This window comes from Pseudomonas sp. NPDC087336 (assembly GCF_044744285.1).
In the GTDB taxonomy this organism is placed as follows: Bacteria; Pseudomonadota; Gammaproteobacteria; order Pseudomonadales; family Pseudomonadaceae; genus Aquipseudomonas.
In genome coordinates, this window is the sequence record NZ_JBIUYA010000017.1 from 1 (window position 1) to 24,339 (window position 24,339).

Annotated in this window: 24 protein-coding genes, 3 tRNA genes and 3 pseudogenes; 12 read left to right on the plus strand and 18 right to left on the minus strand. The window is 57.4% G+C overall.

Features of this window, described 5'->3' with window-relative positions:
* Positions 1-377 precede the first annotated feature (377 nt).
* Positions 378-1,448 carry a 3-deoxy-7-phosphoheptulonate synthase gene (locus ACIO0C_RS17975; protein WP_401314216.1) on the minus strand — a complete coding sequence of 357 codons (1,071 nt, stop codon included), beginning with the start codon at positions 1,446-1,448 and terminating at the stop codon, positions 378-380.
* A gap of 624 nt (positions 1,449-2,072) precedes the next feature.
* On the opposite strand from ACIO0C_RS17975, the gene ACIO0C_RS17980 reads away from it, so the two are divergent.
* The 7 genes and pseudogenes from ACIO0C_RS17980 to ACIO0C_RS18010 form a co-directional block, all read left to right on the plus strand.
* Positions 2,073-2,549 carry a GNAT family N-acetyltransferase gene (locus ACIO0C_RS17980; protein ID WP_401314220.1) on the plus strand — a complete coding sequence of 159 codons (477 nt, stop codon included), beginning with the start codon at positions 2,073-2,075 and terminating at the stop codon, positions 2,547-2,549.
* Positions 2,550-2,677: 128 nt separating this feature from the next.
* Positions 2,678-3,319, plus strand: a complete 642-nt coding sequence (gene uvrY, locus ACIO0C_RS17985) for a UvrY/SirA/GacA family response regulator transcription factor (RefSeq protein ID WP_008015884.1) — start codon at positions 2,678-2,680, stop codon at positions 3,317-3,319.
* Between the two features lie 2 nt (positions 3,320-3,321).
* The gene (gene uvrC, locus ACIO0C_RS17990) at positions 3,322-5,145 is read left to right on the plus strand and encodes an excinuclease ABC subunit UvrC (RefSeq protein WP_401314222.1); all 1,824 of its coding nucleotides are present in this window, start codon (positions 3,322-3,324) and stop codon (positions 5,143-5,145) included.
* A 33-nt stretch (positions 5,146-5,178) separates the two neighbouring features.
* Entirely contained in the window at positions 5,179-5,739 is a 561-nt protein-coding gene (pgsA, locus tag ACIO0C_RS17995) for a CDP-diacylglycerol--glycerol-3-phosphate 3-phosphatidyltransferase (protein ID WP_401314223.1), read from the plus strand.
* 63 nt (positions 5,740-5,802) lie between these two features.
* Positions 5,803-5,878 (plus strand) — tRNA-Gly (locus ACIO0C_RS18000).
* A gap of 45 nt (positions 5,879-5,923) precedes the next feature.
* Positions 5,924-5,997, plus strand: a tRNA-Cys gene (locus ACIO0C_RS18005).
* Between the two features lie 263 nt (positions 5,998-6,260).
* A pseudogene (locus ACIO0C_RS18010) lies at positions 6,261-6,600 on the plus strand (reverse transcriptase domain-containing protein); the annotation flags it as partial.
* A 178-nt stretch (positions 6,601-6,778) separates the two neighbouring features.
* Here ACIO0C_RS18010 and ACIO0C_RS18015 read toward each other — a convergent pair.
* The 6 genes from ACIO0C_RS18015 to ACIO0C_RS18040 all read right to left on the minus strand — a co-directional run bounded on the left by ACIO0C_RS18015 (position 6,779) and on the right by ACIO0C_RS18040 (position 10,711).
* Positions 6,779-6,919 carry a DUF2256 domain-containing protein gene (locus tag ACIO0C_RS18015; protein ID WP_401314404.1) on the minus strand — a complete coding sequence of 47 codons (141 nt, stop codon included), beginning with the start codon at positions 6,917-6,919 and terminating at the stop codon, positions 6,779-6,781.
* Positions 6,916-8,454 carry a cryptochrome/photolyase family protein gene (locus ACIO0C_RS18020; protein WP_401314225.1) on the minus strand — a complete coding sequence of 513 codons (1,539 nt, stop codon included), beginning with the start codon at positions 8,452-8,454 and terminating at the stop codon, positions 6,916-6,918. Before ACIO0C_RS18020 ends, ACIO0C_RS18015 begins: the two co-directional genes overlap by 4 nt.
* A gap of 25 nt (positions 8,455-8,479) precedes the next feature.
* Entirely contained in the window at positions 8,480-8,785 is a 306-nt protein-coding gene (locus tag ACIO0C_RS18025; protein WP_401314227.1) for a DUF6482 family protein, read from the minus strand.
* A gap of 14 nt (positions 8,786-8,799) precedes the next feature.
* Positions 8,800-9,510, minus strand: a complete 711-nt coding sequence (locus tag ACIO0C_RS18030) for an SDR family oxidoreductase (protein WP_401314229.1) — start codon at positions 9,508-9,510, stop codon at positions 8,800-8,802.
* Positions 9,511-9,545: 35 nt separating this feature from the next.
* On the minus strand, positions 9,546-10,106 hold the full coding sequence (folE, locus tag ACIO0C_RS18035; protein WP_401314231.1) for a GTP cyclohydrolase I FolE: 561 nt from the start codon (positions 10,104-10,106) through the stop codon (positions 9,546-9,548).
* 131 nt (positions 10,107-10,237) lie between these two features.
* Positions 10,238-10,711, minus strand: a complete 474-nt coding sequence (locus ACIO0C_RS18040; protein ID WP_401314233.1) for a thiol-disulfide oxidoreductase DCC family protein — start codon at positions 10,709-10,711, stop codon at positions 10,238-10,240.
* A gap of 233 nt (positions 10,712-10,944) precedes the next feature.
* On the opposite strand from ACIO0C_RS18040, the gene ACIO0C_RS18045 reads away from it, so the two are divergent.
* A complete protein-coding gene (locus ACIO0C_RS18045; RefSeq protein WP_401314406.1) occupies positions 10,945-11,130 on the plus strand; it encodes a hypothetical protein in 186 nt (61 codons plus the stop codon).
* Between the two features lie 278 nt (positions 11,131-11,408).
* On the opposite strand, the gene ACIO0C_RS18050 is transcribed toward ACIO0C_RS18045, so the two are convergent.
* The 3 genes and pseudogenes from ACIO0C_RS18050 to ACIO0C_RS18060 all read right to left on the minus strand — a co-directional run.
* The gene (locus ACIO0C_RS18050) at positions 11,409-12,179 is read right to left on the minus strand and encodes an EAL domain-containing protein (RefSeq protein ID WP_401314235.1); all 771 of its coding nucleotides are present in this window, start codon (positions 12,177-12,179) and stop codon (positions 11,409-11,411) included.
* Between the two features lie 71 nt (positions 12,180-12,250).
* The gene (locus ACIO0C_RS18055) at positions 12,251-12,760 is read right to left on the minus strand and encodes a methyl-accepting chemotaxis protein (RefSeq protein ID WP_401314408.1); all 510 of its coding nucleotides are present in this window, start codon (positions 12,758-12,760) and stop codon (positions 12,251-12,253) included.
* 33 nt (positions 12,761-12,793) lie between these two features.
* Positions 12,794-13,567, minus strand: a pseudogene (locus ACIO0C_RS18060) (PAS domain-containing protein); the annotation flags it as partial.
* Between the two features lie 562 nt (positions 13,568-14,129).
* On the opposite strand from ACIO0C_RS18060, the gene ACIO0C_RS18065 reads away from it, so the two are divergent.
* Entirely contained in the window at positions 14,130-14,327 is a 198-nt protein-coding gene (locus ACIO0C_RS18065; protein WP_401314237.1) for a hypothetical protein, read from the plus strand.
* A 3-nt stretch (positions 14,328-14,330) separates the two neighbouring features.
* On the opposite strand, the gene uraH is transcribed toward ACIO0C_RS18065, so the two are convergent.
* Both uraH and ACIO0C_RS18075 read right to left on the minus strand, forming a co-directional pair.
* The gene (gene uraH / locus ACIO0C_RS18070) at positions 14,331-14,741 is read right to left on the minus strand and encodes a hydroxyisourate hydrolase (RefSeq protein ID WP_401314239.1); all 411 of its coding nucleotides are present in this window, start codon (positions 14,739-14,741) and stop codon (positions 14,331-14,333) included.
* 10 nt (positions 14,742-14,751) lie between these two features.
* The gene (locus ACIO0C_RS18075) at positions 14,752-15,255 is read right to left on the minus strand and encodes a heme-binding protein (protein ID WP_401314410.1); all 504 of its coding nucleotides are present in this window, start codon (positions 15,253-15,255) and stop codon (positions 14,752-14,754) included.
* Between the two features lie 146 nt (positions 15,256-15,401).
* On the opposite strand from ACIO0C_RS18075, the gene ACIO0C_RS18080 reads away from it, so the two are divergent.
* The 3 genes from ACIO0C_RS18080 to ACIO0C_RS18090 all read left to right on the plus strand — a co-directional run bounded on the left by ACIO0C_RS18080 (position 15,402) and on the right by ACIO0C_RS18090 (position 18,311).
* Entirely contained in the window at positions 15,402-16,073 is a 672-nt protein-coding gene (locus tag ACIO0C_RS18080) for a heavy metal response regulator transcription factor (protein WP_401314241.1), read from the plus strand.
* Positions 16,070-17,440, plus strand: coding sequence for a heavy metal sensor histidine kinase (locus ACIO0C_RS18085; RefSeq protein ID WP_401314412.1), 1,371 nt, complete (start codon positions 16,070-16,072; stop codon positions 17,438-17,440). Before ACIO0C_RS18080 ends, ACIO0C_RS18085 begins: the two co-directional genes overlap by 4 nt.
* A gap of 784 nt (positions 17,441-18,224) precedes the next feature.
* A tRNA-Leu gene (locus ACIO0C_RS18090) sits at positions 18,225-18,311 on the plus strand.
* Between the two features lie 364 nt (positions 18,312-18,675).
* Here the strand turns inward: ACIO0C_RS18090 and ACIO0C_RS18095 are convergent.
* The 6 genes and pseudogenes from ACIO0C_RS18095 to ACIO0C_RS18120 form a co-directional block, all read right to left on the minus strand.
* Positions 18,676-19,281, minus strand: a complete 606-nt coding sequence (locus tag ACIO0C_RS18095; RefSeq protein WP_401314243.1) for a GNAT family N-acetyltransferase — start codon at positions 19,279-19,281, stop codon at positions 18,676-18,678.
* On the minus strand, positions 19,278-20,354 hold the full coding sequence (locus tag ACIO0C_RS18100) for an alpha/beta fold hydrolase (RefSeq protein WP_401314245.1): 1,077 nt from the start codon (positions 20,352-20,354) through the stop codon (positions 19,278-19,280). Before ACIO0C_RS18100 ends, ACIO0C_RS18095 begins: the two co-directional genes overlap by 4 nt.
* The gene (locus ACIO0C_RS18105) at positions 20,338-20,781 is read right to left on the minus strand and encodes a hypothetical protein (protein WP_401314247.1); all 444 of its coding nucleotides are present in this window, start codon (positions 20,779-20,781) and stop codon (positions 20,338-20,340) included. The genes ACIO0C_RS18100 and ACIO0C_RS18105 overlap by 17 nt, the downstream gene beginning before the upstream one ends.
* Positions 20,778-21,986, minus strand: a complete 1,209-nt coding sequence (locus ACIO0C_RS18110) for an alpha/beta hydrolase (RefSeq protein ID WP_401314249.1) — start codon at positions 21,984-21,986, stop codon at positions 20,778-20,780. Before ACIO0C_RS18110 ends, ACIO0C_RS18105 begins: the two co-directional genes overlap by 4 nt.
* A gap of 368 nt (positions 21,987-22,354) precedes the next feature.
* Positions 22,355-22,593: pseudogene (locus ACIO0C_RS18115) on the minus strand (DUF1214 domain-containing protein); the annotation flags it as partial.
* Positions 22,594-22,652: 59 nt separating this feature from the next.
* Positions 22,653-24,239, minus strand: a complete 1,587-nt coding sequence (locus tag ACIO0C_RS18120; RefSeq protein WP_401314251.1) for an arylsulfatase — start codon at positions 24,237-24,239, stop codon at positions 22,653-22,655.
* Positions 24,240-24,339: the final 100 nt, after the last annotated feature.

The window sequence follows — 24,339 nt, forward strand, 5'->3', positions numbered from 1 at the left end:
GATGCGGTGTATTTAAACCCGGAGCGTCCTGAAATTAAGGGCGCAACGGGCTAACAACTGTAGGACCAAGGCGACAGGTACCTTGACACGTACCGGGGTTCAAGAAAGTGATTTCGACCTCACTTTAAAGACTCCAATCCCCGCGCGATGCATGAAATGGGCGCTGTGGCCTGGGGAAAAAGGCATAGGTACGGTACGAATGCTCGGAGGTGGACGTGGACGTGGCCTTGGTCGTGAACTGCGCAGGGCTTTTGTGTGGGGGGGAATAGCCGTTGCCGGGATAACGGCCACTTACGGTTTTGCCCTTACTGTATGAGCGAGCATGCTCGCGAGAACGGGGTGTCAGGCACCCCGGAACATGCTCGCTCCTACAGGCGTTATTCCTGTATCCGCAGCCGATCTGCCGCCTGGCGCAACAGCTGTTCTGTCGCGCTCCAGCCCAGGCAGCCGTCGGTGACCGACACGCCGTACTTCAGCGACGGGCCCAGCGGCTGGCAACCCTCGAACAAATGACTTTCGATCATCATGCCGATCAGCGAGCGATCACCCTGCAGGCGTTGTTCCAGCACGTCGTTGAACGCGGCTGGTTGGCGCAGCGGATCTTTACCGCTGTTGGCGTGGCTGCAGTCGACCATGATCCGGGCCGGGATCTTCAGGCGGGTCAAGTCGGCGTGCACGCGGGCGACGCTGGCGCGGTCGTAGTTGGAGCCGTGATGACCGCCGCGCAGCACCAGGTGGGTGTCCGCGTTGCCCGGGGTCTGGATGATCGCGGGATGGCCCTGGCTGTCGACACCGAAATGGCGATGCGGGTGGGCGGCCGAGCGCATGGCGTCACAGGCCACGCCGACACCGCCGTCGGTGCCGTTCTTGAAGCCCACCGGCATGCCCAGGCCGCTGGCCATTTCCCGATGGATCTGCGATTCGGTGGTACGCGCACCAATGGCCACCCAGCTCAGCAGGTCATCGAAGTAGCCAGCGGCCATGGGTTGCAACAGTTCAGTCGCCACCGGTAAGCCGAGCATGAGCATTTCACGCATCAGTTCGCGCGACAGGCTCAGGCCACCGGCCATGTCATCGCTGCCATCGAGGTGCGGATCGTAGGCAAGGCCTTTCCAGCCTACCGTGGTACGAGGCTTTTCGACGTAGGCGCGCATCACCAGGAGCATCTGGTCGCTGACGTCGGCGGCCAAACGGGCCAGATTGTCGGCGTATTCGAGCGCCGATTTCGGATCATGGATCGAGCAGGGTCCGACGATGACCAGCAGGCGGGAGTCTTGCCCGCCGAGGATCGCGCGAACCGCCTGGCGGTGAGTCGCGACTTGGCGGGCCAGGGCGTTGCTCAGTGGCAATTGCTGTTTGAGTTGCAACGAACTTGGCAGGCGCAGGGTCAGCGCTTCGTTGGCTGGGTTGAGGGTTGACAGTGGCAGAGCAGAGACGGACGAGTTCATGTTCAGGCTTCCTGGGCGGCGGCGGGTCGTTCCCGCGCGCTCGGCCCTACTGGGGTGTTCGACAATTGGCCGGATTGGCTGCGTGTGTGTGCTTGCCACCAGTGGGTGACCGATCGGAGGCGGCAGGCTGTCCCGAGCGGAGGGTGGTAAATCGCCAGGCGGTAAAACTGTCGTGACGGTAATAAGTGGCGTAGTTCATTTCGTGAATCCTCTTGATGGCGGTGTGTCGCTAAATAAGTGGCGGGCCCAAAAAACAAAACCCCCGGTCGGGAGGCCGACCGGGGGTTGAAAATTCTCTGGTGGCGACCCGTTTGAAGTGGGCGCCGTTTGGGTATCAGGCGCGCCAGTGGCTAAACCAATACCCAAAATAAAAGCTTGCCGGAGCGCACGCGTCGTTCACCCGGGCAGCCGCGACCGAGCGCGGGGCGCTGGCGGTACGAAGCAGTGGGCGGGCGTTGAACATGGTCTATCTCCGATGAATGCACCGAGCTTACTAGAGGCTGGTGCGAGGTTTCAATCAGAAAATGCTATCGCTCATCAACGGCGGCTTCTATCGCTTGAGTGCCCATGGGGTTGTGACACACTCCGTGTTCTTTGAAACAACCCACCCTCACAGGATCAAGCATGACGCCATTGCATGACGTTCGCCGCGACTTGCCGGATGCTGACTGGCGCCCGGCAGCGGACCGCGACCTCGACTTCGCCCGGGACCTGACGTGCGTCAACATGCTGCGTTATTACATCCAGCACGATCTGTTGTGGCTGGACGAAGCATTCGATGTCGCCTGGGCCGGGCGGGACAACCGGGTGATTGTGCGCGGCGAGTGTCGTCTGGGATTTGTCAGCCTCAGTCGGGATGCCAGGGCGCTGTACATCCGCGAACTGCAGGTTGGCCAGGCGTTTCGAGGGCAGGGCGCGGGTTCCTGGGCAATCGATCAGGTATTGGCACTGGCGTGCAGGGAAGGGCGCCAGCTCTTGCGCTTGACGGTTTTTGAACATAATCCGGCGCGGGCCTTGTACGAGCGCAAGGGCTTTAAGGAGGTGGGCAGGGACGAGTATTTCCTGCGCATGGAGCGTGAGGTGTCCACTGCGCCACGTTGAAACACGCAGCCGACAGGCCGCGCAAGACGAATGGAAACTTTTTATATAACGCTTGGCGCTAGGTCTGCCAGATGCTTTTTGCTAAGGTGGCGGGCAATCCAAATAAGATCATATCGCGAGGTGTCTGCTTGATTAGGGTGCTAGTAGTCGATGACCATGATCTCGTTCGTACAGGCATTACGCGAATGCTGGCTGACATCGATGGCCTGCAAGTAGTCGGCCAGGCAGAGTCCGGGGAAGAGTCCCTGCTCAAGGCGCGTGAGTTGAAACCCGATGTGGTCTTGATGGACGTCAAAATGCCCGGGATCGGCGGTCTTGAAGCCACCCGCAAATTATTGCGCAGCCATCCCGACATCAAGGTCGTCGCGGTGACCGTGTGCGAGGAAGATCCGTTTCCCACGCGGCTGTTGCAAGCCGGTGCGGCGGGCTACCTGACCAAGGGCGCCGGATTGCCGGAAATGGTCCAGGCCATCCGCCTGGTGTTTGCCGGGCAGCGCTACATCAGCCCGCAAATTGCCCAGCAACTGGCGATCAAGTCGTTCCAGCCAACCAACGATTCGCCGTTCGACGCACTGTCGGAGCGGGAAATCCAGATCGCGCTGATGATCGTCGGTTGCCAGAAAGTCCAGATCATTTCCGACAAGTTGTGCCTGTCGCCGAAAACCGTGAACACCTACCGATATCGCATTTTCGAAAAGCTTTCGATCAGCAGCGATGTCGAGTTGACACTGTTGGCGGTGCGACACGGCATGGTTGATGCCAGCCTCTGAAAATGACTGAAAAATTCGATCCAAGCGCCTTCCTGTCGACGGTCAGCGGGCGCCCCGGCGTCTATCGCATGTTCGACAGCGATGCGCGCCTGCTCTACGTCGGCAAGGCCAAGAACCTCAAGAATCGCCTGTCGAGCTACTTTCGAAAAACCGGCCTGGCCCCCAAGACGGCTGCGCTGGTGGCGCGTATCGCCCAGGTCGAAACGACCATCACCGCCAATGAAACCGAGGCCTTGCTGCTTGAGCAGACGCTGATCAAGGAGTGGCGTCCGCCGTACAACATCCTGCTGCGCGACGACAAATCCTATCCTTATGTCTTTCTCTCCGATGGCCAGTTTCCACGCTTGAGCATCCACCGCGGGGCGAAGAAGGCCAAGGGTAAATACTTCGGTCCCTATCCGAGCGCCGGGGCGATTCGCGAAAGCCTGAGCCTGTTGCAAAAGGCCTTTTTCGTTCGCCAATGCGAAGACAGCTATTACAAGAACCGCACGCGGCCTTGCCTGCAATACCAGATCAAGCGCTGCAAGGCACCTTGTGTCGGCCTGGTCGACCCACAGGTGTATGCCGAGGATGTGCGGCACTCGGTGATGTTCCTCGAGGGTCGCAGCAATGCGTTGAGCGACGAGTTGTCCGCGGCCATGGAAGAGGCGGCGATCAACCTCGAATTCGAGCGCGCCGCCGAACTGCGCGATCAGATTTCGCTGCTGCGCCGGGTTCAGGATCAACAGAGCATGGAAGGCGGCACGGGTGACGTCGACGTGATTGCAGCGTTCGTCAATCCGGGTGGCGCCTGTGTCCACCTGATCAGTGTGCGCGGCGGGCGAGTGCTGGGCAGCAAGAACTTCTTCCCGCAGGTGGGTATCGAAGAAGACGTGTCTGAAGTCATGGCGGCGTTTCTCGGCCAGTACTACATCAGCAGTCCTGAACGCGACTTGCCGAGCGAGTTGATCGTCAATGTGGTTCACGAAGATTTTCCGACACTGATCGCGGCCATTCACGAGCTGCGCGGTCGCGAACTGACCATCAGCCACCGGGTGCGCGGTACGCGTGCGCGCTGGCAGCAATTGGCGGTGACCAATGCCGAGCAGGCCCTGGGCGCGCGCCTGGCCAACCGACAGCACGTTGCCGCGCGTTTCGACGCCCTGGCCGAAGTGCTCAAGCTGGACGAGCCACCCCAGCGTCTCGAGTGCTATGACATCAGCCACTCCAGCGGGGAGGCGACAGTGGCCTCGTGCGTGGTGTTTGGCCCCGAAGGCCCGATCAAGTCCGATTACCGGCGCTACAACATCGAGGGCGTCACGGCGGGCGATGACTACGCCGCCATGCACCAGGCGCTGACCCGGCGCTTCAGCAAGCTCAAGGACGGGGAGGGCAAGCTGCCGGATATTCTGCTGGTTGACGGCGGCAAGGGCCAGCTGTCGATGGCTCGCGACGTGCTCGATGAGCTGGCGGTCCCCGACCTGATCCTGCTCGGCGTAGCCAAGGGTGCGACGCGCAAGGCCGGTTTCGAAACCCTGTACCTCAACGATGCCGCCCACGAATTCACTTTGCGCGGTGATTCCCCCGCGCTGCACCTGATCCAGCAGATTCGCGACGAAGCCCACCGTTTTGCGATTACCGGGCACCGCGCGCGACGCGGCAAAACCCGGCGCACCTCGACGCTTGAAGGCGTTGCCGGAGTCGGGCCGACACGTCGGCGCGATTTGCTCAAACATTTTGGTGGATTGCAGGAGCTGTCTCGTGCCAGCATCGAAGAGATCGCCAAAGCCCCCGGGATCAGTAAAAAGCTCGCAGAGTTGATTTATGCCAATCTGCACAGCGAGTAGAATGCCCCCCTCACCTCGTAGCCAGTTGTGCCGATGAATATCCCTAATCTGATTACCGTTCTACGCGTCCTGCTCATACCGATCTTCATTTTGCTGTTCTACCTGCCTTACCACTGGAGTTACCTGGCGTCAGCCTCGGTCTTCGCCTTCGCCGCCGCCACCGACTGGCTGGACGGGTACCTGGCCCGACGCCTGGAACAAAGCACGCCGTTCGGGGCCTTCCTCGACCCCGTGGCCGACAAGCTGATGGTCGCCGTTGCCCTGGTGTTGCTGGTGCAGGAACACGGCAATCTGTGGCTCACGCTGCCGGCTGCCGTGATCATCGGTCGCGAGATCGTGGTCTCGGCCTTGCGCGAATGGATGGCCGAGCTCGGCGCCCGTGCGCACGTGGCCGTATCGAACCTGGGCAAATGGAAAACCGCCGCGCAAATGCTGGCGCTGGTGATCCTGTTAGCCAATCCAAAGGATTTCAGCTTCTGGGTCTTGTTGGGTTACACCTTGCTGATGGTCTCCGCAGGCCTGACTTTGTGGTCCATGGTTCAGTATTTGCGGGCTGCCTGGCCGCACCTGAAGACTGACGTGCAAAAGAAATAAAACTTTTTTGAATCAAAGGGTTGACGGGGCTTCTGGATTCTATAGAATGCGCCACACCAAGACGCGGGAATAGCTCAGTTGGTAGAGCACGACCTTGCCAAGGTCGGGGTCGCGAGTTCGAGTCTCGTTTCCCGCTCCAAGTTTTACGCATTTGATGTCGCGCTACTGACAGCAGATGTTTTGAGGCCGAGTAGCAAAATGGTTATGCAGCGGATTGCAAATCCGCCTACGCCGGTTCGATTCCGACCTCGGCCTCCACTATAAATAGCCCCGTAGATCAGTGATCTACGGGGTTTTTTATTGGTGCGCCAGGCATGGCGCGTTGCGCGTAAGCGCAACCAGCTTGGCTGTGGTGGCCTCGCTGGTGACTTGGAGGTGAAAGTCCTTTACACACCCGGCAAGGGGAAGTGTTAGTCAGTGGCAAAGGTGTCGTGGGTGACTGCGAATCTGAAGGAAGCCCGAGGCAAAATGCTGGCCTGACGAACAGGAAGCGGATTAGGCGGCACAGCGGGGTAAGAAGTCCCTGCGTCGTGGATCGCCTGATCCAACAGGCACTGCTGCAACAGCTCACGCCGATCTTCGACCCACTTGTTCTCGGATTACAGCTACGGCTTCCGTCCGGGCAGAAGCGCTCACCCAGCCATCGAAACAGCCCGTGCCCACGTGGCAGCGGGTCACCGCTGGTGCGTGGAACTGGATCTGGAGAAGTTCTTTGATCGGGTCAACCACGATGTATTGATGGCCTACACCGAGCGTCAAATCGAAGACAAACGTGTGCTCAGGCTGATCCGTCGCTATCTCGAAGCGGGAATGCTGTCGCCGTTGCTGTCGAACATCCTGCTTAACGAACTCGACCACGAATGGAACTTGGGAGCGCCACATATGAACCAGGCGTTGCCGAAGAAGCTATGGGATGGGCTCGGACTGGTCTCGGTACTGGATACGATAAACCGGCTTAGCCGTGTAACCTGAACCGCCGTATACGGAACCGTACGTACGGTGAGAGGACGGCGGATGTGAATCCGCCTCCTACTCGATCTCAGTGTTTGGTAGGTTTGCTGCGCCGGCAGCGTTCCGAGCAGTAGCGCACTTGCTCCCAGCAGTGAGCCCACTTCTTCCTCCATGTGAAGGGAAGGCCGCATGTCAGGCATGTTTTGACTGGGAGCTCACTCTTTTTCAGAATGACTCGCCTTCATCTAGTTTTGCGAGCAAAAATTGGCCACGTTGCCATAGCGCCTGCTGCCTGGATTCAGGCATGCGGTCAAGGTTCTTATAAATCATGCTCATGCGCTGATTGCCACGCAGAAGGTCACCGTGACGCATCAGGAAATGCCAGTAGAGCGAGTTGAAAGGGCAAGCGTCGTACGTCGTGCTTTCACTGACTTTGTATGCGCAGTCACGGCAGTAGTCAGACATTCGCTTTATATATTGGCCACTGGCGCAATAAGGCTTGGAGCCCAGGTAACCGCCATCGGCGTGCATGACCATTCCCAACGTATTCGGCAGCTCGACCCAGTCGAATGCGTCCATGTATATCGCCAGGTACCAGTCGCAAATCTGGCTCGGCGCGATGCCGGCCAATAGCGCAAAGTTGCCGGTCACCATCAGGCGCTGGATATGGTGGGCATAGGCGTATTTCAAACTTTGACCGATCGCCTGGCTCATGCAGTTCATCTGGGTGTCGCCCGTCCAATAGAACTCAGGAAGCGGCCTGCTGTTGCCAAAAAGATTGCCGCTGGCGTACTCGGGCATTTTCAGCCAGTAGACGCCCCGCACGTATTCACGCCAGCCGATGAGTTGGCGGATAAAGCCTTCGGCAGCGTTCAGCGGAATCCTGTGCGCCCAGTAAGCAGCTTCCACGTCATTGCACAATCGACGCAGATCCAGCAAGCCAATATTGAGTGCAGCGCTGATACGCGCGTGGAACAGGAAGGGTTCATCACTGGCCATCGCATCTTGGTAATCGCCAAAGGCGGCCAAGCCCCAATCGAGGAAGTAATCCCACAAGGCCTGGGCATCGGCGTGGGTGACCGGGTAATCGAAGGCGTCGAGGGCGCCATAGTGGCTGGAGAAGTTTTTTGCGACTAGCGCCAGCACATCCTGTGTGACTGCATCGGCCGAAAAACGCATGGGCGAGGGGGCTCTTAAGCCTTTGGGAAGTGTCTTGCGGTTTTCGGCATCAAAGTTCCAGGTACCGCCGACCGGGCTGCCGTCACCGTTGAGCAACAGGCCACTCTTGCGCCGCATCTCACGGTAGAAGAACTCCATGCGCAGCTGCTTTTTGCCTTCGGCCCAGGACGAAAAATCGGCCCGGGAGCAGAGAAAGCGGCTATCGGTATGCCACTGGATCGCTAAGCCGCACTCCTTGAGCGACTGCTCCAGGCGCCAGTCACCGCACTCAGTCAGGTGCAGTTCCTCTGCGTGCAGCAGCGACTGCCAGCGGCGTAATTCGCCCGGCACCGAACCGCTATTCTGTGGATCATCGAGGGTGACGTACTGCACGCGGATGCCACGCTGCTTCAACGCTTCGGCAAAATGGCGCATGGCGCTGAAGATCAGGGCGATTTTTTGCGGGTGATGGGGCACATGGCTGGCTTCCTCCATCACCTCCACCAGCAAAACCGTATCCTGCTCCGCATCCAGCCCTTTCAATGAGGCCAGGTCGAAGGACAACTGGTCGCCCAAGACCAGGCATAGTCGGTGAGTCTTGTTCATTCGACAGGATCCAGCGTAAGGTGACTCACCAAGGCGCAGCCAGGGAGAAAGGAATGCGCAACGGCTCGATGGGCCCCTCACGTGAGCCGCACATCTCGTCATGGACACACTGCTGCACAAGCACGCATGGAAATGGCGGGACGAGCTGCATTAACTCACGCAGGTGATTGATGGAGCGAAGGTGCATAGGCTTCGCTACATCGTCCAGCAAAGTTAACTGGCCGTGATCCAGCCTGACTCGTGCCAGATAAAAACCGCCCTCCAGCGACAGCAGCTCCAACTCGCGTACTTCGCCATTCGCGGCCCGTTCGGTCAACGCTTGCAGATTCAAGGTTCACTCCCTGCCTACCAAGGTAGGCGTTCTCCGTTGTAAGCAAAGAAATTGCCGCTGTCGGCGGGCGCCAAGCGGTCAATCAGTGATAACAACTCATGGGCAGCAATACTTGCCGGCCTGGCTGCAGAGGCGCCACGAAAGGGTTGTGACAGGCCGGAAATGACGGTGCCTGGATGTAGACTCAACAAGCGGGTCTGAGGACGCGTTCTTGCCAGTTCGATGGCAGCGGTTTTTATCAGCATGTTCAACGCCGCCTTGGAGGCGCGATAGGCATACCAGCCGCCCAAACGGTTATCGCCGATACTACCCACCTTGGCGGAGAGCACAGCCATCGCGCCACGAGGGTCAAGCAAGGGCAGAAAGTGACGCAAAACCAACGCAGGCCCGAGTGTGTTGACTTGGAATACTGCCAGTAACGCATCCGCTTCAATTGCGGAGTAACTCTTTTCTGGCTTGATTTCATCACGATGGAGCAGACCCGCAGCATGCACAATCAACTGGTACGGGGCTTCTTCAGATAATTCGGCAGCCGCCCTGGCGATACTATCGGGCTTTTCCATATCCAATCTCGGAACACTGTTGCGCCCCAGCTCGCGAACACCCGCACAACGCGAATCTTCATTGAGCAACTCACAAAACGCCGAGCCGAGCGCTCCATTGGCGCCTATCACCAAGGCACGGTAGCCTTCGCCAAGGGAGCTCATCCTGAAGGAACTGTTCATTTAGCCTCTCCCGCAGACCGTCACGATTTTTGGCGCTAACCGCGTCGCCCTATCAGTTGCAAGAACTCGTGACGCGTAGCGGACGACTCGCGGAAGGCGCCCAGCATCACCGATGTGGTCATCACCGAGTTTTGCTTCTCCACGCCTCGCATCATCATGCACATGTGCTTTGCCTCAATAACCACAGCCACCCCGGCGGCATCGGTCATGTGCTGAAGGGCGTCGGCAATTTGTTTGGTGAGGTTTTCCTGAATCTGTAAGCGGCGGGCAAACATATCGACCACTCGTGCGACCTTGGACAGGCCCAATACCCTCCCTGTCGGGATGTACGCGACATGAGCTTTGCCGATGAAGGGCAGCATGTGGTGCTCGCACAATGAATACAGTTCGATGTCGCGCACGATGACCATTTCGTCGTTTAGCGATTCGAACAGTGCGCCGTTGATGACTTCCTCCAGACTCATCGAATAGCCGTTGCACAGGTACTGCATCGCTTTGGCTGCGCGCTTGGGCGTGTCCAGCAGTCCTTCACGCTCAGGGTTCTCGCCCAGGGCGACGAGAATTTCACGGTAATGCTCGGCTATTGATGGGTTCATTTAGATTCCTCGCAGCCATGCTGCGCTTCATGTGATGGCAATCCTTGGCAGTAGGGGCGTTTCTGCTGCGTACGATATGACGCAGATAACACGGGGTGCGGCTCTGGTTATTCGTCGAGCCCATCCCAAAGCTAATCGTTCCAGGGCTGCTTTGTTTTGAAGGTGAGCAGCTCGTCGGGTGTGGGTTTTGCTTCCGGCACCGCACACCGGTTATCGACACATCGACGGCGGCCATCTGGGTGAGGTAACCACGCCAAATGGGGACGGAGACGACAAAACAGGCGATAACCGAGTGCAAGCAGCGGTCTGAGTGCACGCCACGTCAGCGGCGTGGCCCAAAATCCCAGGCCGGCGGCACGCCAGCTCCATAGGGTGGCGTCCAGGCCTTTAACCCAGCGGCCATCGGCGAAACAGGCATGAAGAGTCGCCTGCATTTGCTCGAACGTGAAACCAAGTGCTTTGGCGTCAAACTCAGCGCTGTTTATGTCAACAAACAGCAGTCGGCTCTGTGCGGCGTGTCGGCGCAAGATCTTAATTTCGCGCGCACACAATGGACATTTACCATCAAAGTACAGCGTCAGTGGCTGATGCTCTTTGTTGTACATTTGCTATGATCTTGTATAGGTTTTGTATAACATAGACCCAAAAATACGACCTGACAATTGCGCATTCCGGCGAAGGCTCGGATCGACGCGTATCCGACATTGGAGCGCTATGGCTGGATCTGGGGATTTTTGGTTGACCTACCCGGCCACCTCTACCGACGCTGGACTGGGTCGACGATTCAGCTGTAAACGTGGTGTCCGGTCATTTCGATTGGGAGGCAAGTTGGGATCGTGTGATTGAAAACGGCCTCGATTTTGCGTATGCACCGTTTGTACACGGCTCCACATTCGGCGATCGGGATCACCCCCCAAAATCGACGTCGTTCGACGTGGCAGGTGATCTTCGAAGCGGTCATGCACAAATGATTAGGCGGCGCCCTAAAAGCAGCGAGCTCTCACAAGGCGGGCCCCTGGCATGACCACTATCAATGGTGTCAGAAGGCGCTGATCGAGTCCGACCTGCGACCGTTGGAAACGATTTTGCAATGCGGTGCAGCCTCTGCTCTCGAAAAAGCCGAGATCCCACTGGTAGGGTCAGCAAAACTGCTGCCGAAATTATCAGGAAAAAAACCACCTAAAGTGGCAGCGGAATGACGAGCACGCTTTGAATAGCTCAATATTACTGTCGTACGGGTACAACGTGATGGCGAACGATAGCGGCTTTTAGCACGGTGCTTTAAGACAGCTCGATCACCGTCTAGCCAATGGTTGGGGTTGGCCAATTCACCTTTGGCAGCGTTTCATATTCGGGTTTTGCGAACAGATAGCCTTGATAGAGGTTAATGCCGAGCGTTAGTAACTGCTGTAATTCAGCATTGGTCTCTACGCCCTCTGCAATCACATCAATATTGAGCGCTTTGCATACACCGAGAATGCCTTGGACGATTGCCTGTCGCACCGGGTCAGTGCAGATGCTACGTACCAAGGCCATGTCCAGTTTGAGAATGTCGGGTTGGAACTCTGCCAGCAAATTGAGCCCCGAGTACCCAGCACCGAAATCATCTATCGCTGTCTTGAAGCCTTTAAGACGATACTCTCGAATGATGCTTTTTAGATGTTCCTTGTCCACCAGCTCTTCGTTTTCGGTGATCTCAAAAATCAGCCGCTCGGTGGGAAATCCAAATCTGTTTGCGGCTTCAAGCGTCGCTCGAATGCACGTGGCTGCTTGATATACCGCATTGGGTAAGAAGTTGATGCTGACAAAGCACGGGATTTGCAAGCGTGAAGCAAGTTCAACAGCCTTGACCCGACAGGCTTGGTCAAAGGCATATCGGTTCTGTTCGTTCACCTTTCCAAGAATGGCAGAGGCACCACTGCCATCGCAACCACGTACCAAAGCCTCGTAGGCAAAAATACTGTTGTCGCGCAGATCGACGATTGGCTGGAACGCCATACTGAACTCAAAATCCAGTTCTTTGCCCTCCCTGCAGGCACTACAAGGAGGGACTGGTCGTGATTTTTCGTTCATTCAAAACCCATTTTTCAATAACTATCAATGTGTCGATCAAACCAAGATTTCGTATATGCCGCTAGGCTGAATCATCGTGCGAGTGCCGACGAGAAATTGCTGATCGCGTGTACGACTTGGCGAGCACTATCCTGAATATCCAGGATCACTTGACCAGCCTCGCCGGCTAATTTGACGCCTTGTTCTGCCTTGTCTTTACTCGCCTCCATCCTGGTCACTGCCCCCTTGGCCAATTCACGATTGTGCTGCACCACCTCGACAATCTTGATGGTGGCTTGGCTTGTGCGCGAAGCCAGATTGCGCACTTCGTCAGCGACCACCGCAAAACCACGACCCTGCTCTGCGGCACGAGCCGCTTCGATGGCTGCGTTTAGCGCTAGAAGATTCGTTTGTTCGGCGATGCCACGGATGGTTTGCACGATGCTGCTGATTACTTCCGACTGCTGACTGACAGCATTGATACCTTCGGCTGCGTGATTCAATTCGCCAGCCAGGCTTTGCATGACATCCACTGTCTCCTGCACCACTCGTGCACCTTCGTGTGCTGTATCGTCGGTTTTCAGTGAAGTCTCATAGGCCATGCGTGCAGCTCGTGACTCAGCTTCCTGCTGGAGCACCTGAGCAGTGATATCGCTCGCAAACTTAACGACTTTGTAAAGGCTGCCGTTGGCGTCGAACACCGGATTGTAAGTCGCACGTAACCAGACGGTGTGTCCCTGGTTGTTGAGGCGCTTGAAGTTACCGGAGAAAAATTCGCCATGATTCAGGCGCTCCCAGAACTGGCGGTACTCGTTGGATTCACTTTCGCGACGCTCACAGAACAGACGATGGTGCTTGCCTATAATCTCATCCAGCCGGTAACCCATGACTGCAAGGAAGTTTTCGTTGGCGCTGATGACTTCTCCCTGCCGGTTGAACTCAATGGTTGCCATGGAACGGTTAATCGCCTTGATTTGGCTCTCCTGCTCTTGTTCCTTCTGCACCCGGGCAGTGACATCAGTCGCAATCTTGACGACCTTGATCACCCGTCCGGAGGTGTCGCGAACTGGGTTATAACTGGCCTCCAGCCAGATCTCATGTCCCTGTTTGTTCAGGCGCAGGAAGCGGTCGTTTATGAACTCACCCTTACTCAGGCGTGACCAAAAACCTTGATAAGCGACGCTGTTGGCGTAGGTCGGCGTACAGAATAAGCGGTGATGCCGAGAGTGAATTTCCTCAAGGCGATAGCCCATTAGTCTCAGGAAATTGTTATTGGCGCCGAGGATCGTGCCATCAGGTTGGAACTCAATCAGAGCCATGGAGCCACCTAATGCTGCGAGGGTGGCTTCGCAGTCAGTCAGGCGCTGCTGGCTGATGGCCAGCTCTTTTTTGATTTGCGAGTTGAACATATGTACCTCAATGGATATGGACTGCTTGGCACTTTCATCAAGCTAACGCAAAACCTGTACATGGCTATGGTGATTGTACAAGAAAATTCGTGGTTAAACACGATGGTGCATGTTGAACGCGGGTCATGCATTGACCGGGTAGGGATTGAGCATCGGCAATTGACCATCGGTTTACGCAGCTTTCGCATAATCGGCAGAGCACTCGATATCCGGCTGAAAGGGGCGCACAGATTGCGCCTCAAGTCATTTAAGTAGCCGAAATACTTGAGGGTTGCAGCGCGCTAGCACCATGGCGTGGGTTCAGGCCCATCACAACGGACGCCGACAAAAACGGTTGGGACTGATTGGCGCTTTTGCGCAGGACATTGATTTAGAGAACGCAGAGCGGGCATTCCTCGTCAAAGTAAAGCGCCACTGCCCGCTGTTCAGTCTTATGCGCATGGCAGTATTTTGTATAAGTTTTAATCAAGTACGCCCAGGAACAGGCTGAAGATGGGCGCTATTCTTTGCGCCGTGAAATCGACCGCAGCCCTTATCTCAGCATGGCCAATCGGGAGGGGGGATGAGCTGCCTGCAATTCATGGTCAAGGATCAGAGCGTTGCTGTCACCGGCATCATCCCCTGTAATGAGAACCAGGCTAAGGAGTGGGCGTGGTCATCGCGCAAGGTTTTGATGTCGAAAATTCAAGTGACAGTGCCGCCCTTTGGAGTAGGGGCGGCTGTCTTCACCTTCGGGTGGTATCCATTTGGTATCGCTTAACTATCAATTTCCTCGGTAGGTGGAGAAACCGTAGGGGCTGAGAAGCAACGGGATGTGGTAGTGCGGGACGGTACCGTCCACCTCAAATATGACGGGTACCTCCGGAAAGAAGCTGGACGTTTTGTGCGCCTTGAACCACTCACCGGTCTTGAAGGTGACACGGTAGGTACCTTTCTCCAGACCCCGACCTTCCGGATACAGCCCGGTGATACGACCTTGCTCGTTGGTTGCCGCGCTGTTGAGCATGTCCCAGTTTTTCCCATCCTGTTTTTCCAACGTGACATTGATGCCAGGGGAGGGCAGGCCATCCTGCAAATTGAGTACATGCACGCTCAATGGATTTGCTGCCGCTGATGCAAGGGCTGAAAGGGCACTTAATACAGCGCCAGCGAAGAAACTTTTCAATACAGTCATGGTGATGTCCTTAGTTTTTAACGGCAGGTAAAACTTTGTTGATAGCAACCTCTGCACAACCCTCATCGTTTGCAGCACCGCCTGCACCGGCCACTCCGATGGCGCCGATGACCTGACCCTCGAATTTCAATGGCACGCCTCCACCCAGCAGCAACAGCTCATCGAGGGTGTTGAGGTTTTCAGCATCCGGATTAGCGCGAGCGCGTTCAGCTAACAACCGCGTCGAAGTCTTGGTCGACAGGGCGGTGTAGGCTTTGCGTTGCGCGGCTAACGTGTTGTGCGGGCCGACATTGTCATCGCGTTGCACGGCAACCAGATTGCCGCCACGGTCAACAACGGCGGCAACGGCTGTGCGGCCATCGGCGTGACAGGCTGTGAGCGCGGCATTGAGCAAATCGTTAGCCATTGCAAGTGACACGTCCTTGCGCTGCGCCACTTGATCCGGGGCTGCAACGGCGAACGCAGAGCTCATTGCGAGTGTGATCAGCAATGAAGTCGATAGGCTTGTACGCATGCGGTTTCCTTGGTTGAGGATGTCTGAGTCATTGCCAGACATCATGACCAGCCCACCCCGTCAGAATGATTGCCTCCTGATTACCAATATGTAATGTGAGAAATCAGCGAAGCGGGCTAGCCTGTGCTCCTGTTCTGGAGGAAAAAATGCGTATCCTGGTGGTTGAAGACGAAACGAAAATGGCGGATTACCTGCGCAAAGCCCTGACTGAATCGGGCTATGCGGTAGAGATCGCCCTTGACGGGCTGGATGGCCAGCATTTGGCACAGGAGAGTGAGTTCGATCTGGTCATTCTGGATGTCATGCTGCCGGGGTTGGATGGCTGGCAATTGCTGCAAATCATCCGGCGTAAGTGGCAGACCCCGGTGCTGTTTCTCACCGCACGTGATTCGGTTGATGATCGGGTCAAGGGGCTGGAGTTGGGTGCCGATGATTATCTGGTGAAACCCTTTTCCTATGCCGAGTTATTGGCACGCGTACGCACTTTGCTACGCCGTGGCCCGCCTCGCGAGGTTGAGCATTTTGTGGCTGGTGATCTGAGCCTGGACTTGTTGCGACGCAGGGTAACGCGCAACGGCGAGCGTCTCACCCTGACCAACAAGGAATTCGCCCTGCTGCATCTGCTGCTCAGTCGTGAAGGGGAGGTGCTATCGCGCTCGCTGATTGCCTCCCAGATCTGGCAGATGAATTTTGACAGTGACACCAATGTGGTGGATGTCGCTATCCGTCGACTGCGTGCCAAGGTTGACGATCCATACTCACTTAAGTTGATACACACAGTGCGTGGTATCGGTTACATGCTTGAGGTGCAATCCTGAATCTGTTTCCGCGCACCCTGAGCCTGCGCCTGGCGATCATGTTCGCATTGGTCAGCGCACTGTTACTGGGCTCCATCGGTTTTTATCTTTATCAATCGTTGCGGCGAGAGATTGCCTGGCGTGATGACCAGGCCCTGCTGGGGCGCCTGGAGCGAATGCAAGCCTTGATCAGCGATAGCGACAGCATCGAGCAACTGCGAGGTCGGCCCAAGCTCTACGAAAACATGTTGGGCAATCGCGACAATTTGCTATGGATCGTCGATGACACCGGCAAGGTGCTGATCGAAATCAACCCAGTGGGGATGACGTTTCCAAAGTTGCCGGCGGCACCCCATGCTCGCCTCGTTGACGACCACTCTTCCGAGCCAGTGCGGCTTGCCTGGCAGGACGTCATGCAGGGTGATCGCGGCTTGACCCTGATCGCTGGCAAGTTGTTGGCAGAGCGCGAGCAGATGATGGGGGTTTACCGGCTCAAGCTATGGCTGGCCATGTCCGTCGGTGCGCTGCTGGCTTTCGTATTCGGCTGGTGGGTTAGTCAACGAGGCTTGCGCCCCGTGCGTCTGCTGGCCAAGCGCGCTGCGGCAATTGACGTGCAGCATCTGCATCTGCGGCTGGATGAGTTCAATGAACTGAATGAGCTCAAGCTGCTCTGTAGCGCCCTCAACCAGATGCTTGCACGCCTTGAGGACGGATTCGCCCAGCTATCACGCTTCTCGGAAGACCTCGCCCATGAGATGCGAACCCCGCTTGGCAACCTGATGGGACATACCCAGCAAGCCCTGAGGCGCAGTCGCTCAATCGAGGACTATCAAAACCTGCTGGTTTCCAATCAGGAAGAGTATGAAAGGCTGGCACGAATGATCGACAGCATGCTGTTTCTTGCTCGTACCGAGCAGCCAAATGCTTGTGTAAAATTCGAGCACATCGACCTGCACGATCTGATTGAGCAGCTATCTGAGTATTTCGAAGGCGTGGCGCAAGAGCGAGATGTGCAACTGATAAACCAGGCCCGGGATCAGTTGCGGGGTGATCCAGGCTTGATCCGTCGAGCCTTGGCTAACTTGCTGGCCAATGCGCTGCGCTACGCAACTCCCACCTCTGTAGTGACGATCAGCAGCGAGATTTCGCAGGACACGCTCGAAATCACGGTGCACAACCACGGTGAGCCGATTGCTGCAGAACATCTACCGCGATTGTTTGAGCGCTTTTACCGGTGTGATCCATCACGCAATCAACCCGACGATTCCGGTGGTCTGGGATTGGCCATTGTGCGCTCAATCATGCAACTGCATGGTGGTTGTGTAAGCGTTGATAGCACTGAAGCAGGTACAAGCTTTCACTTGGAGTTTCCTCTTAAAAACGCCTGAACTCGAACCGAAGGAATTGCACCTGATACAGCAGGTGATGGCAAATTGCGCTGCGCTGGGTTTTGTTGCAGTGGTACCACCTAGGAAGCATGCAAATGTGGCTCGAAAAGTTGTCTTTCGGGCACATGCGAAAGGGGAGACGCAGTGCTGAGGATGAATCCGAAAGCCTACTACGCCATTTTTGGGGACGTAACTTTGCCCAGCATCATTTTTGAGTCGCAAGTATGCGAATCGGACGTGATCCCCTGGGCGTTGTTTTCAAGACTCAGCGACCTTCAAATCGGCATTTCATCGGTCGCCCGCCACCTATCTCTTTTGGCTTCGACGTTGGTTGCCAAGGCACGGTTCTCCCACTGCGCCTTGGAAGGTTAAAGTGATGCTTACTAAACGGCGCAGCTCCCTGGTAGGGTTCATTATACTGGCCGTTGAAAGGGGTGAGGATAATGCGGACAGCATCGCATTGCGAAGGCAAATATCGGCGCTGCTGGCACCAGCATAGATCAGGTTCCGGGGTTGGCTGGCGGGGCAACGGGCGTACAGGCTGAAAGGGTTGGGTTGTGTTGCCAGGCCATTGAAACATCGGGTGATATTGTTGTTTTCGCGACGCACGGGGGCAAGTTCGTTGTCAATCTTGCCCGATGCTGTAAAAAAGCACCGTAGATCCATGATTTAAAGCGCTTTTTTTTCCGCAATCGGTTCGATCCAGTGTTCGAAAAACACCGTCGCGAACTTGCTTCGACCGGACGGGATGTATATATTCCCCCCTCTGCTTCACCGCGCTACCGCCCGAATGGCGAAACTGGTAGACGCATGGGACTTAAAATCCCCCGCTCGTAAGGGCGTGCCGGTTCGATTCCGGCTTCGGGCACCATGAATATCAAGGGCTTACCGATTTTTCGGTAAGCCCTTTTTGTTGGGCGTGGATTTTCGTGTCTATAAGGTGTCTGTTAGATGGGCACGCGGAGAAGCAGGTACCAGGGGGGCCACGTTAGGACACGGCGAGGCGTGGAACCCACCCAACAGCCACGCGAAATCTGAGCCCGCAATCCTCTGCACAAAGTAAAGACTTCAATCTCAAGCGCTTACTTTTCTGCCGTGGAAACCATGGCCGATTTTTTCAACAGAATCGACCCATTATAGATAAGGCAATCATGCGGCACAGCGGCCATTCAAGAAGATCGACTTAAGGGTGAGGCGCCAGGGGCCATGCATTGGCGCGGCCCGACCAACACACCTTAACCCTCGCTATCCAATGCTTCGGGGACACCGAGGGTCTCCATCAGTGCCTGTACCTCAGCGACGTCGTGACTCAACAACGCCAGGTCGTAGGCATTACCCTCATGGTCCTTCACGTGTTTGTGAAGTACAGCTTCGGCGCGAAAACCCAGTTCTTCAAACACTGTGATGGCGGCCTGCTGGTCGACCGTCATCTGAACGGTCAACTTTTCGAGCCCCCTTTCGAGGCCTAACGCAAAGCATTCCTGAATCAGCGCGCGCCCCAGCCCGCAGCCGCGCCAAGCCGGTGCCACGAGCACGCGCATTTCGCCCACATGCCGCGACCATGACAGGGTATCGGAGACGATCGCGGTGCAACCCACCAGTTCATCGCCATCATAGGCCACAAGGCTCGTTACATTGCCCTGCTCAAGTGCCTGCAGCCAGGCCATGATGACTTTCGGGTGGGTGATATCGCGACGCACGAACAGCAGGTCGCGCGAAGACAATGTCTGGACAAATGCGCTCAATGCGGGACCATCGGCCGCGGTCATCAAGCGGATTACGACTGTTGAAGCATTGCACGACAGGCTGCGCGGATAGCCACGCAAAACAGCAGTACTCATATGGATCGTCCCCCTAACCATTGATCGAGCTTGGGCCACATCCGCTTGATCGCGGCCGGTCCCGCCACCAGGCTGACGTGGCCACCCGGCAGCACCAGTTCCTCCTTGTCTTGCGAACCTACGCCAGCGACCAGCGGCTGCGCACATTCCGGCGGAACCAAGGAGTCATATTTGGCGATGACGTGAAGCAGCGGTACCTCAATCTGCTTCAGGTCGACTGGCCTGCCACCGATGCGCAGGGTGCCTTCGTAAAGCCCATTTTTTTCCACCAGCTCCCGCGTGATCTGGCGGAAGTACTCGCCTGGTAGCGGCAAGGTCTCGCTACCGAAACGCGCCATCATGCGGTAGCCCTTGACGTAGTCATCGTTCCACATGTTGTCCCAGAGCCGGACCTGGCCAGCAATGCGGGCGGCGGGACGTTGCATATCGAACGCCCGGACAATGGCCCGTGCCGGAACGATACCTTGCCCATCGATCAAGCGTTCGGCCTGGAAATGGCGTTGGCTGGTAAGGGCCATCTTCGTCCAGTCGATGGGCGTGGTGAAACACACCAGGTTCTTCAGCGGGCCGCCAGGATGCAGGGCCGCATACAGGGTCGCAAGCACGCCGCTCATGCAGTAGCCGACCAGTGTCACGTCCTCGATCCCCGAATCCTTTTGCACCCGGGCGATACAGTCAGGAATGAAGTCGAGCACATAGTGCTCGAACTTCAAATGTGCCTCCTCTCGCGTTGGCGCATTCCAATCCATGACATAGACGTCATAGCCGCGTGCCAGGAGAAACTCGATCAGGCTCTGACCCTTTGCCAGATCGAAGATGGCTGCCTTGTTGGTTGTCGCCATGACGAACAACAGCGGTACCCGGTAAATCTCGTCCGAGGTTGCGTGATAGTGGTAGAGGCACAGCGTGCCACGCCGATACAGCAACGTCTTTGGGGTCATCCCGACGGCCGGTGCCGGCGTGCTGATGTACTCCAGGCCCTTGAGGCTGCGCTGCACCATCATGCCGACTTCCGATCGCAACCGGTCTGCCAGCGAAGTGTCAGTGCCCTGGTTATCAAGCGGTCGGCTCATCACTGCCTCCTTTCCTTGGCTTTCGCTTGCCCGCCAGTTTGAGCGCTGGTTTTTTCGTATCCGCTGCAGTGGCAGCCGCCTCGGCTGCCGGCCGTCGCGTGCGTGGGGGGCGCGGCGCTATCGTCTCACTGGTCGGCGCTGGCAACAGTCGATCGAGTTTGTCCTCGACGCGCTGCAAGGCGGCGGCAAGCGAGGCGACTTCGGAGCGGCTGGGCAGGTCCATGCGCTTGTACAATCGTTCCAGTGACGATTCCGAGAGGTGCTGCAATCCGAGCGAAACCTTGGACAACTGATTGATCACCAAGCCAAGCTCTTTGGAGTCGAAATGGCGGGAGGCCAGGGCGTTGACGCCGTTTTCAAACTTGTTGATGGCCTCGCGATACAGCTTCAGCGGATCCGGTAGTGGCATGACATGCTCCTTGATCAATGCTTCACAGTGCAGGTTTTCTCGGTCGGATAGGTCTGGCGCGCGGCCAGCAGATCAAGGCCGGCGATGGCTTTGCTCCGGATCAGAACCGTGGGAATGAACCAGGGCTTCAACAGCAGCCGGCAGGCGCTGGCCGCCTTCGGCGACAGCAACTGCAACAGGGTATGGCTCCAACGTTCCGTCGCCACCCAGGCACTCAGGGTCGAGGTCGCCACCTCGCCGGCGGTTGCGCGCAGACGTGAGCGCCGGCGCGGTGATCTATCGGCAATCTCTATCGTCCTGTCGGCTGCGGGTTTGCGCTCGAATGCCTCCTTCAGCGCTTCGCCGATGCGCTGCAATGCGTCCCGGCCGGCACCGTTTATCGAATCGAAATTGAGAAAGCCATGGAACTGGCCCTTGTAGTGCAGCAAATGCACCGGCACACCGGCATTACGCAGGCGGGCGGCATAGTCCAGGCCGTCATCGCGAATCGGGTCGAAGCCGGCAGTGACGATCACCGCCGGCGCAAGACCGCGCAGGTTGCGGCTGCGACGGGGCGAATACCAAGGGTCCAGAAGGTTCAGAGTGCTGAACGAAGCGGCGAGTGTCTGCTCTATCCATTGCACGGCATGATCGGTTAGCAGGGCACGCCGGTGCGCGTTTTCCGCGTAGGAAGGGAACTTCTCTGCCAATTCGGTGGCCGGGTACACCAGCACTTGCAGGCATAGGTCCGGGCCGCCACGGCGAAACGTTTCCTGGGCCAGGACGGCACTGAGGTTGCCACCTGCGGAGTCGCCGCCAATCGCCAGCCGGCTGGTATCAATACCCAATTGCGCGCCATGCGCTGCGACCCAGTTGAGCGCCGCGAGGGCATCCTCGCGGCTTGCCGACAAGTCGTGTTCCGGCGCCAGGCGGTAGCGCACGGCAATGACAATGCAATCGGCGGCGAGCGCAATACTGCGGCAGATCCCATCGGCAGTGTCCAGGTCGCCGATGATGAACCCGCCGCCGAAAAACCACACAAATGCCGGCCGTGGCTGGTCGGACTTGGCGGGCTTGAAGATTCGCAGCGCTATCGCACCACCAGGCCCTTCGATCTGTTGCTCGGTCACTGACGCCACCGGCAGTCGGCGCCCAAGCGCAAGTGCCGCAAACTTCCAGCCTTGGCGCAGTTTGGGCAGCGAGTAGTTTTCGACGGGGCGCACGCTGGTCGATAAGTTAACCATCCGCAGAATTGCCCGAGCCTCGCGGTCAGGTGTGCGCGCGCGCAGTATGCGGGGCATGCCAATGGGGGGGCAGTCGGGCATGGCTGTCCCTACACCTGCCGTTCCTTGCTGGTCAGGGTGAGCCTCTTGGCTTTCGTTGTTTTTCATTGCCACTCCGTCAGCAGAGAATCCGGATACCACGCATGAAGGAGTAGCCTACTGATCACTGTGGGCCCTTGCCGCTACCCGCGATGGGTGGGGATAGCGCCCACTCTTTCGGTGGTTGTAAAAATGGCCGGCGTACAGGGGAGGATTCTACTGTGCAACTCGCCATGACATGGGAATGCGGGCGCCTGGCAATGTTGCTCCCTTGCCGGTGTCCCAGACACGGGTTTTGACAGGTACAAGCGCAGAATGCCGAGGAACGGTCCGTTCGGCGCTGGCAGCCAGTTGCTTTGGCCGGTGCCTCGTTTTGTACGTAAAAGGTCAGTCCGCCGTCGTTGTCGCGCTTGAGGCCGGGCAGCATGCGCGAATTGATCAGGTAGCGATTGAGCGGGTTGGCCACCAGCAATTTGTTCTTGCCGTCGTACATCGTCAGAGACCAGAACGCATCGGCCGGGGGCAGGGCATCTGTGCGGGTTTCTGTAGCATAAAATGCCGCCGCTGACTTGCAGCGGCGGCCTTATCTCATTGCTTCGTCTGCGCCTTGTTTTTCTCTTCGATCTTCGCGTCTACCGCCGCACGGATCTGGTCGATGCTGAAGCTGGCCGGTTTCTGGCTCGGTGGATACTCGATGAAGGTCTGCAGGAACCTAGCCGCCTTGGTCACACCCGCTGCCAGCAGGTACGAGTTCTTCACGGTCCAGTCGTAATACTGATCCGAGACTATGTCGGCCCGTTCATAGGGATCCATCCGCAAGTTGAACAGCTTGGGCACGCGCAACGGCACGAACGGGCTGCTCCATACCGTGAAGCCACCGGGCTCGCGTTGCTCGGCGAACACCACTTTCCAGTTGTCGTAGCGCATCGACACCAGCACGCCGTCATCGTTGAAGTAGTAGAACTCGCGACGTTCGCCCTTGGGCTGTTGGCCAGTCAGGTAGGGTAGTTGGTTGTAGCCGTCCAGGTGCACCTTGAAACTGCTGGCACCCGAGGTGGGAGCCCAGCCTTTGAGAAGCTTGTTTTTTACATCGGTTTCGCCGGCAGCGGCGAGCAGGGTAGGGAACCAGTCCATGCCCGAGAACATCTCGTTGGACACTTCACCGGCCTTGATCTTGCCTGGCCAGCGCACAATCGCCGGAACGCGATAGGCGCCTTCCCAGTTGGAGTTCTTCTCGTTGCGGAACGGCGTGGTCGCCGCGTCCGGCCAGGAGAACTGGTTCGGGCCGTTGTCGGTGGTGTACACCACGATGGTGTTATCGGCGATTTTCAGGTCATCAAGGGTTTTCAGCAGTTTACCGACGTCGCCGTCGTGTTCGAGCATGCCATCGGCATATTCGTTGCCGGGCATGCCGCTCTGCCCCTTCATCGAATCACGCACGTGGGTGAACAAGTGCATGCGCGTGGTGTTCATCCAGACGAAGAATGGCTTGTCGGCCTTGGCTTGTTTCTCGATGAACGCCTGGGCGGCGGCGGTGGTTTCGTCGTCGATGGTTTCCATGCGCTTGGTGGTCAGCGCGCCGGTGTCTTCGATCTTGCCGTCGGCGTAGCTGTGAATCACCCCGCGTGGGGTGCGAGACTTGACGAAGTCCGGGTCATCCTTGGGCCAGTAGGGGCGCTCGGGTTCTTCCTCGGCATTGAGGTGATAGAGATTGCCGAAGAATTCGTCGAAACCGTGGTTGGTTGGCAGGAACTCGTCCTTGTCACCCAGATGGTTCTTGCCGAACTGACCGGTGGCGTAACCCTGGGACTTGAGCGCCTGGGCGATGGTGATGTCGCGCTTCTGTATACCGATGGGCGCACCCGGTACACCGACTTTCGTCAGACCGGTGCGCAGCGGTGACTGCCCGGTGATGAACGACGAGCGTCCGGCGGTGCAGCTGTTCTCCGCGTAATAGTCGGTGAACAGCATACCTTCGTGGGCAATGCGGTCGATGTTTGGCGTCTTGTAGCCGACCACGCCCATGGAATAGGCGCTGATGTTGGTCTGGCCGATGTCATCGCCGAAGATCACCAGAATGTTGGGTTTTTCCGCGGCGCCGGCGGTTGTCGACAGCGCCATGACCGTAGTCGCCATCAGGGCGAGTTTCGGCAGCCACTTTTTTATGCGAGTCATCTGACTGGCTCCTTGTTGACGGGCGTCGCGCAGGGCGACCAGCCGCCATGTTCGAGCGTCTTCTGCGTCGACACGCCACCCATATCAGGTGGCTGCGAAA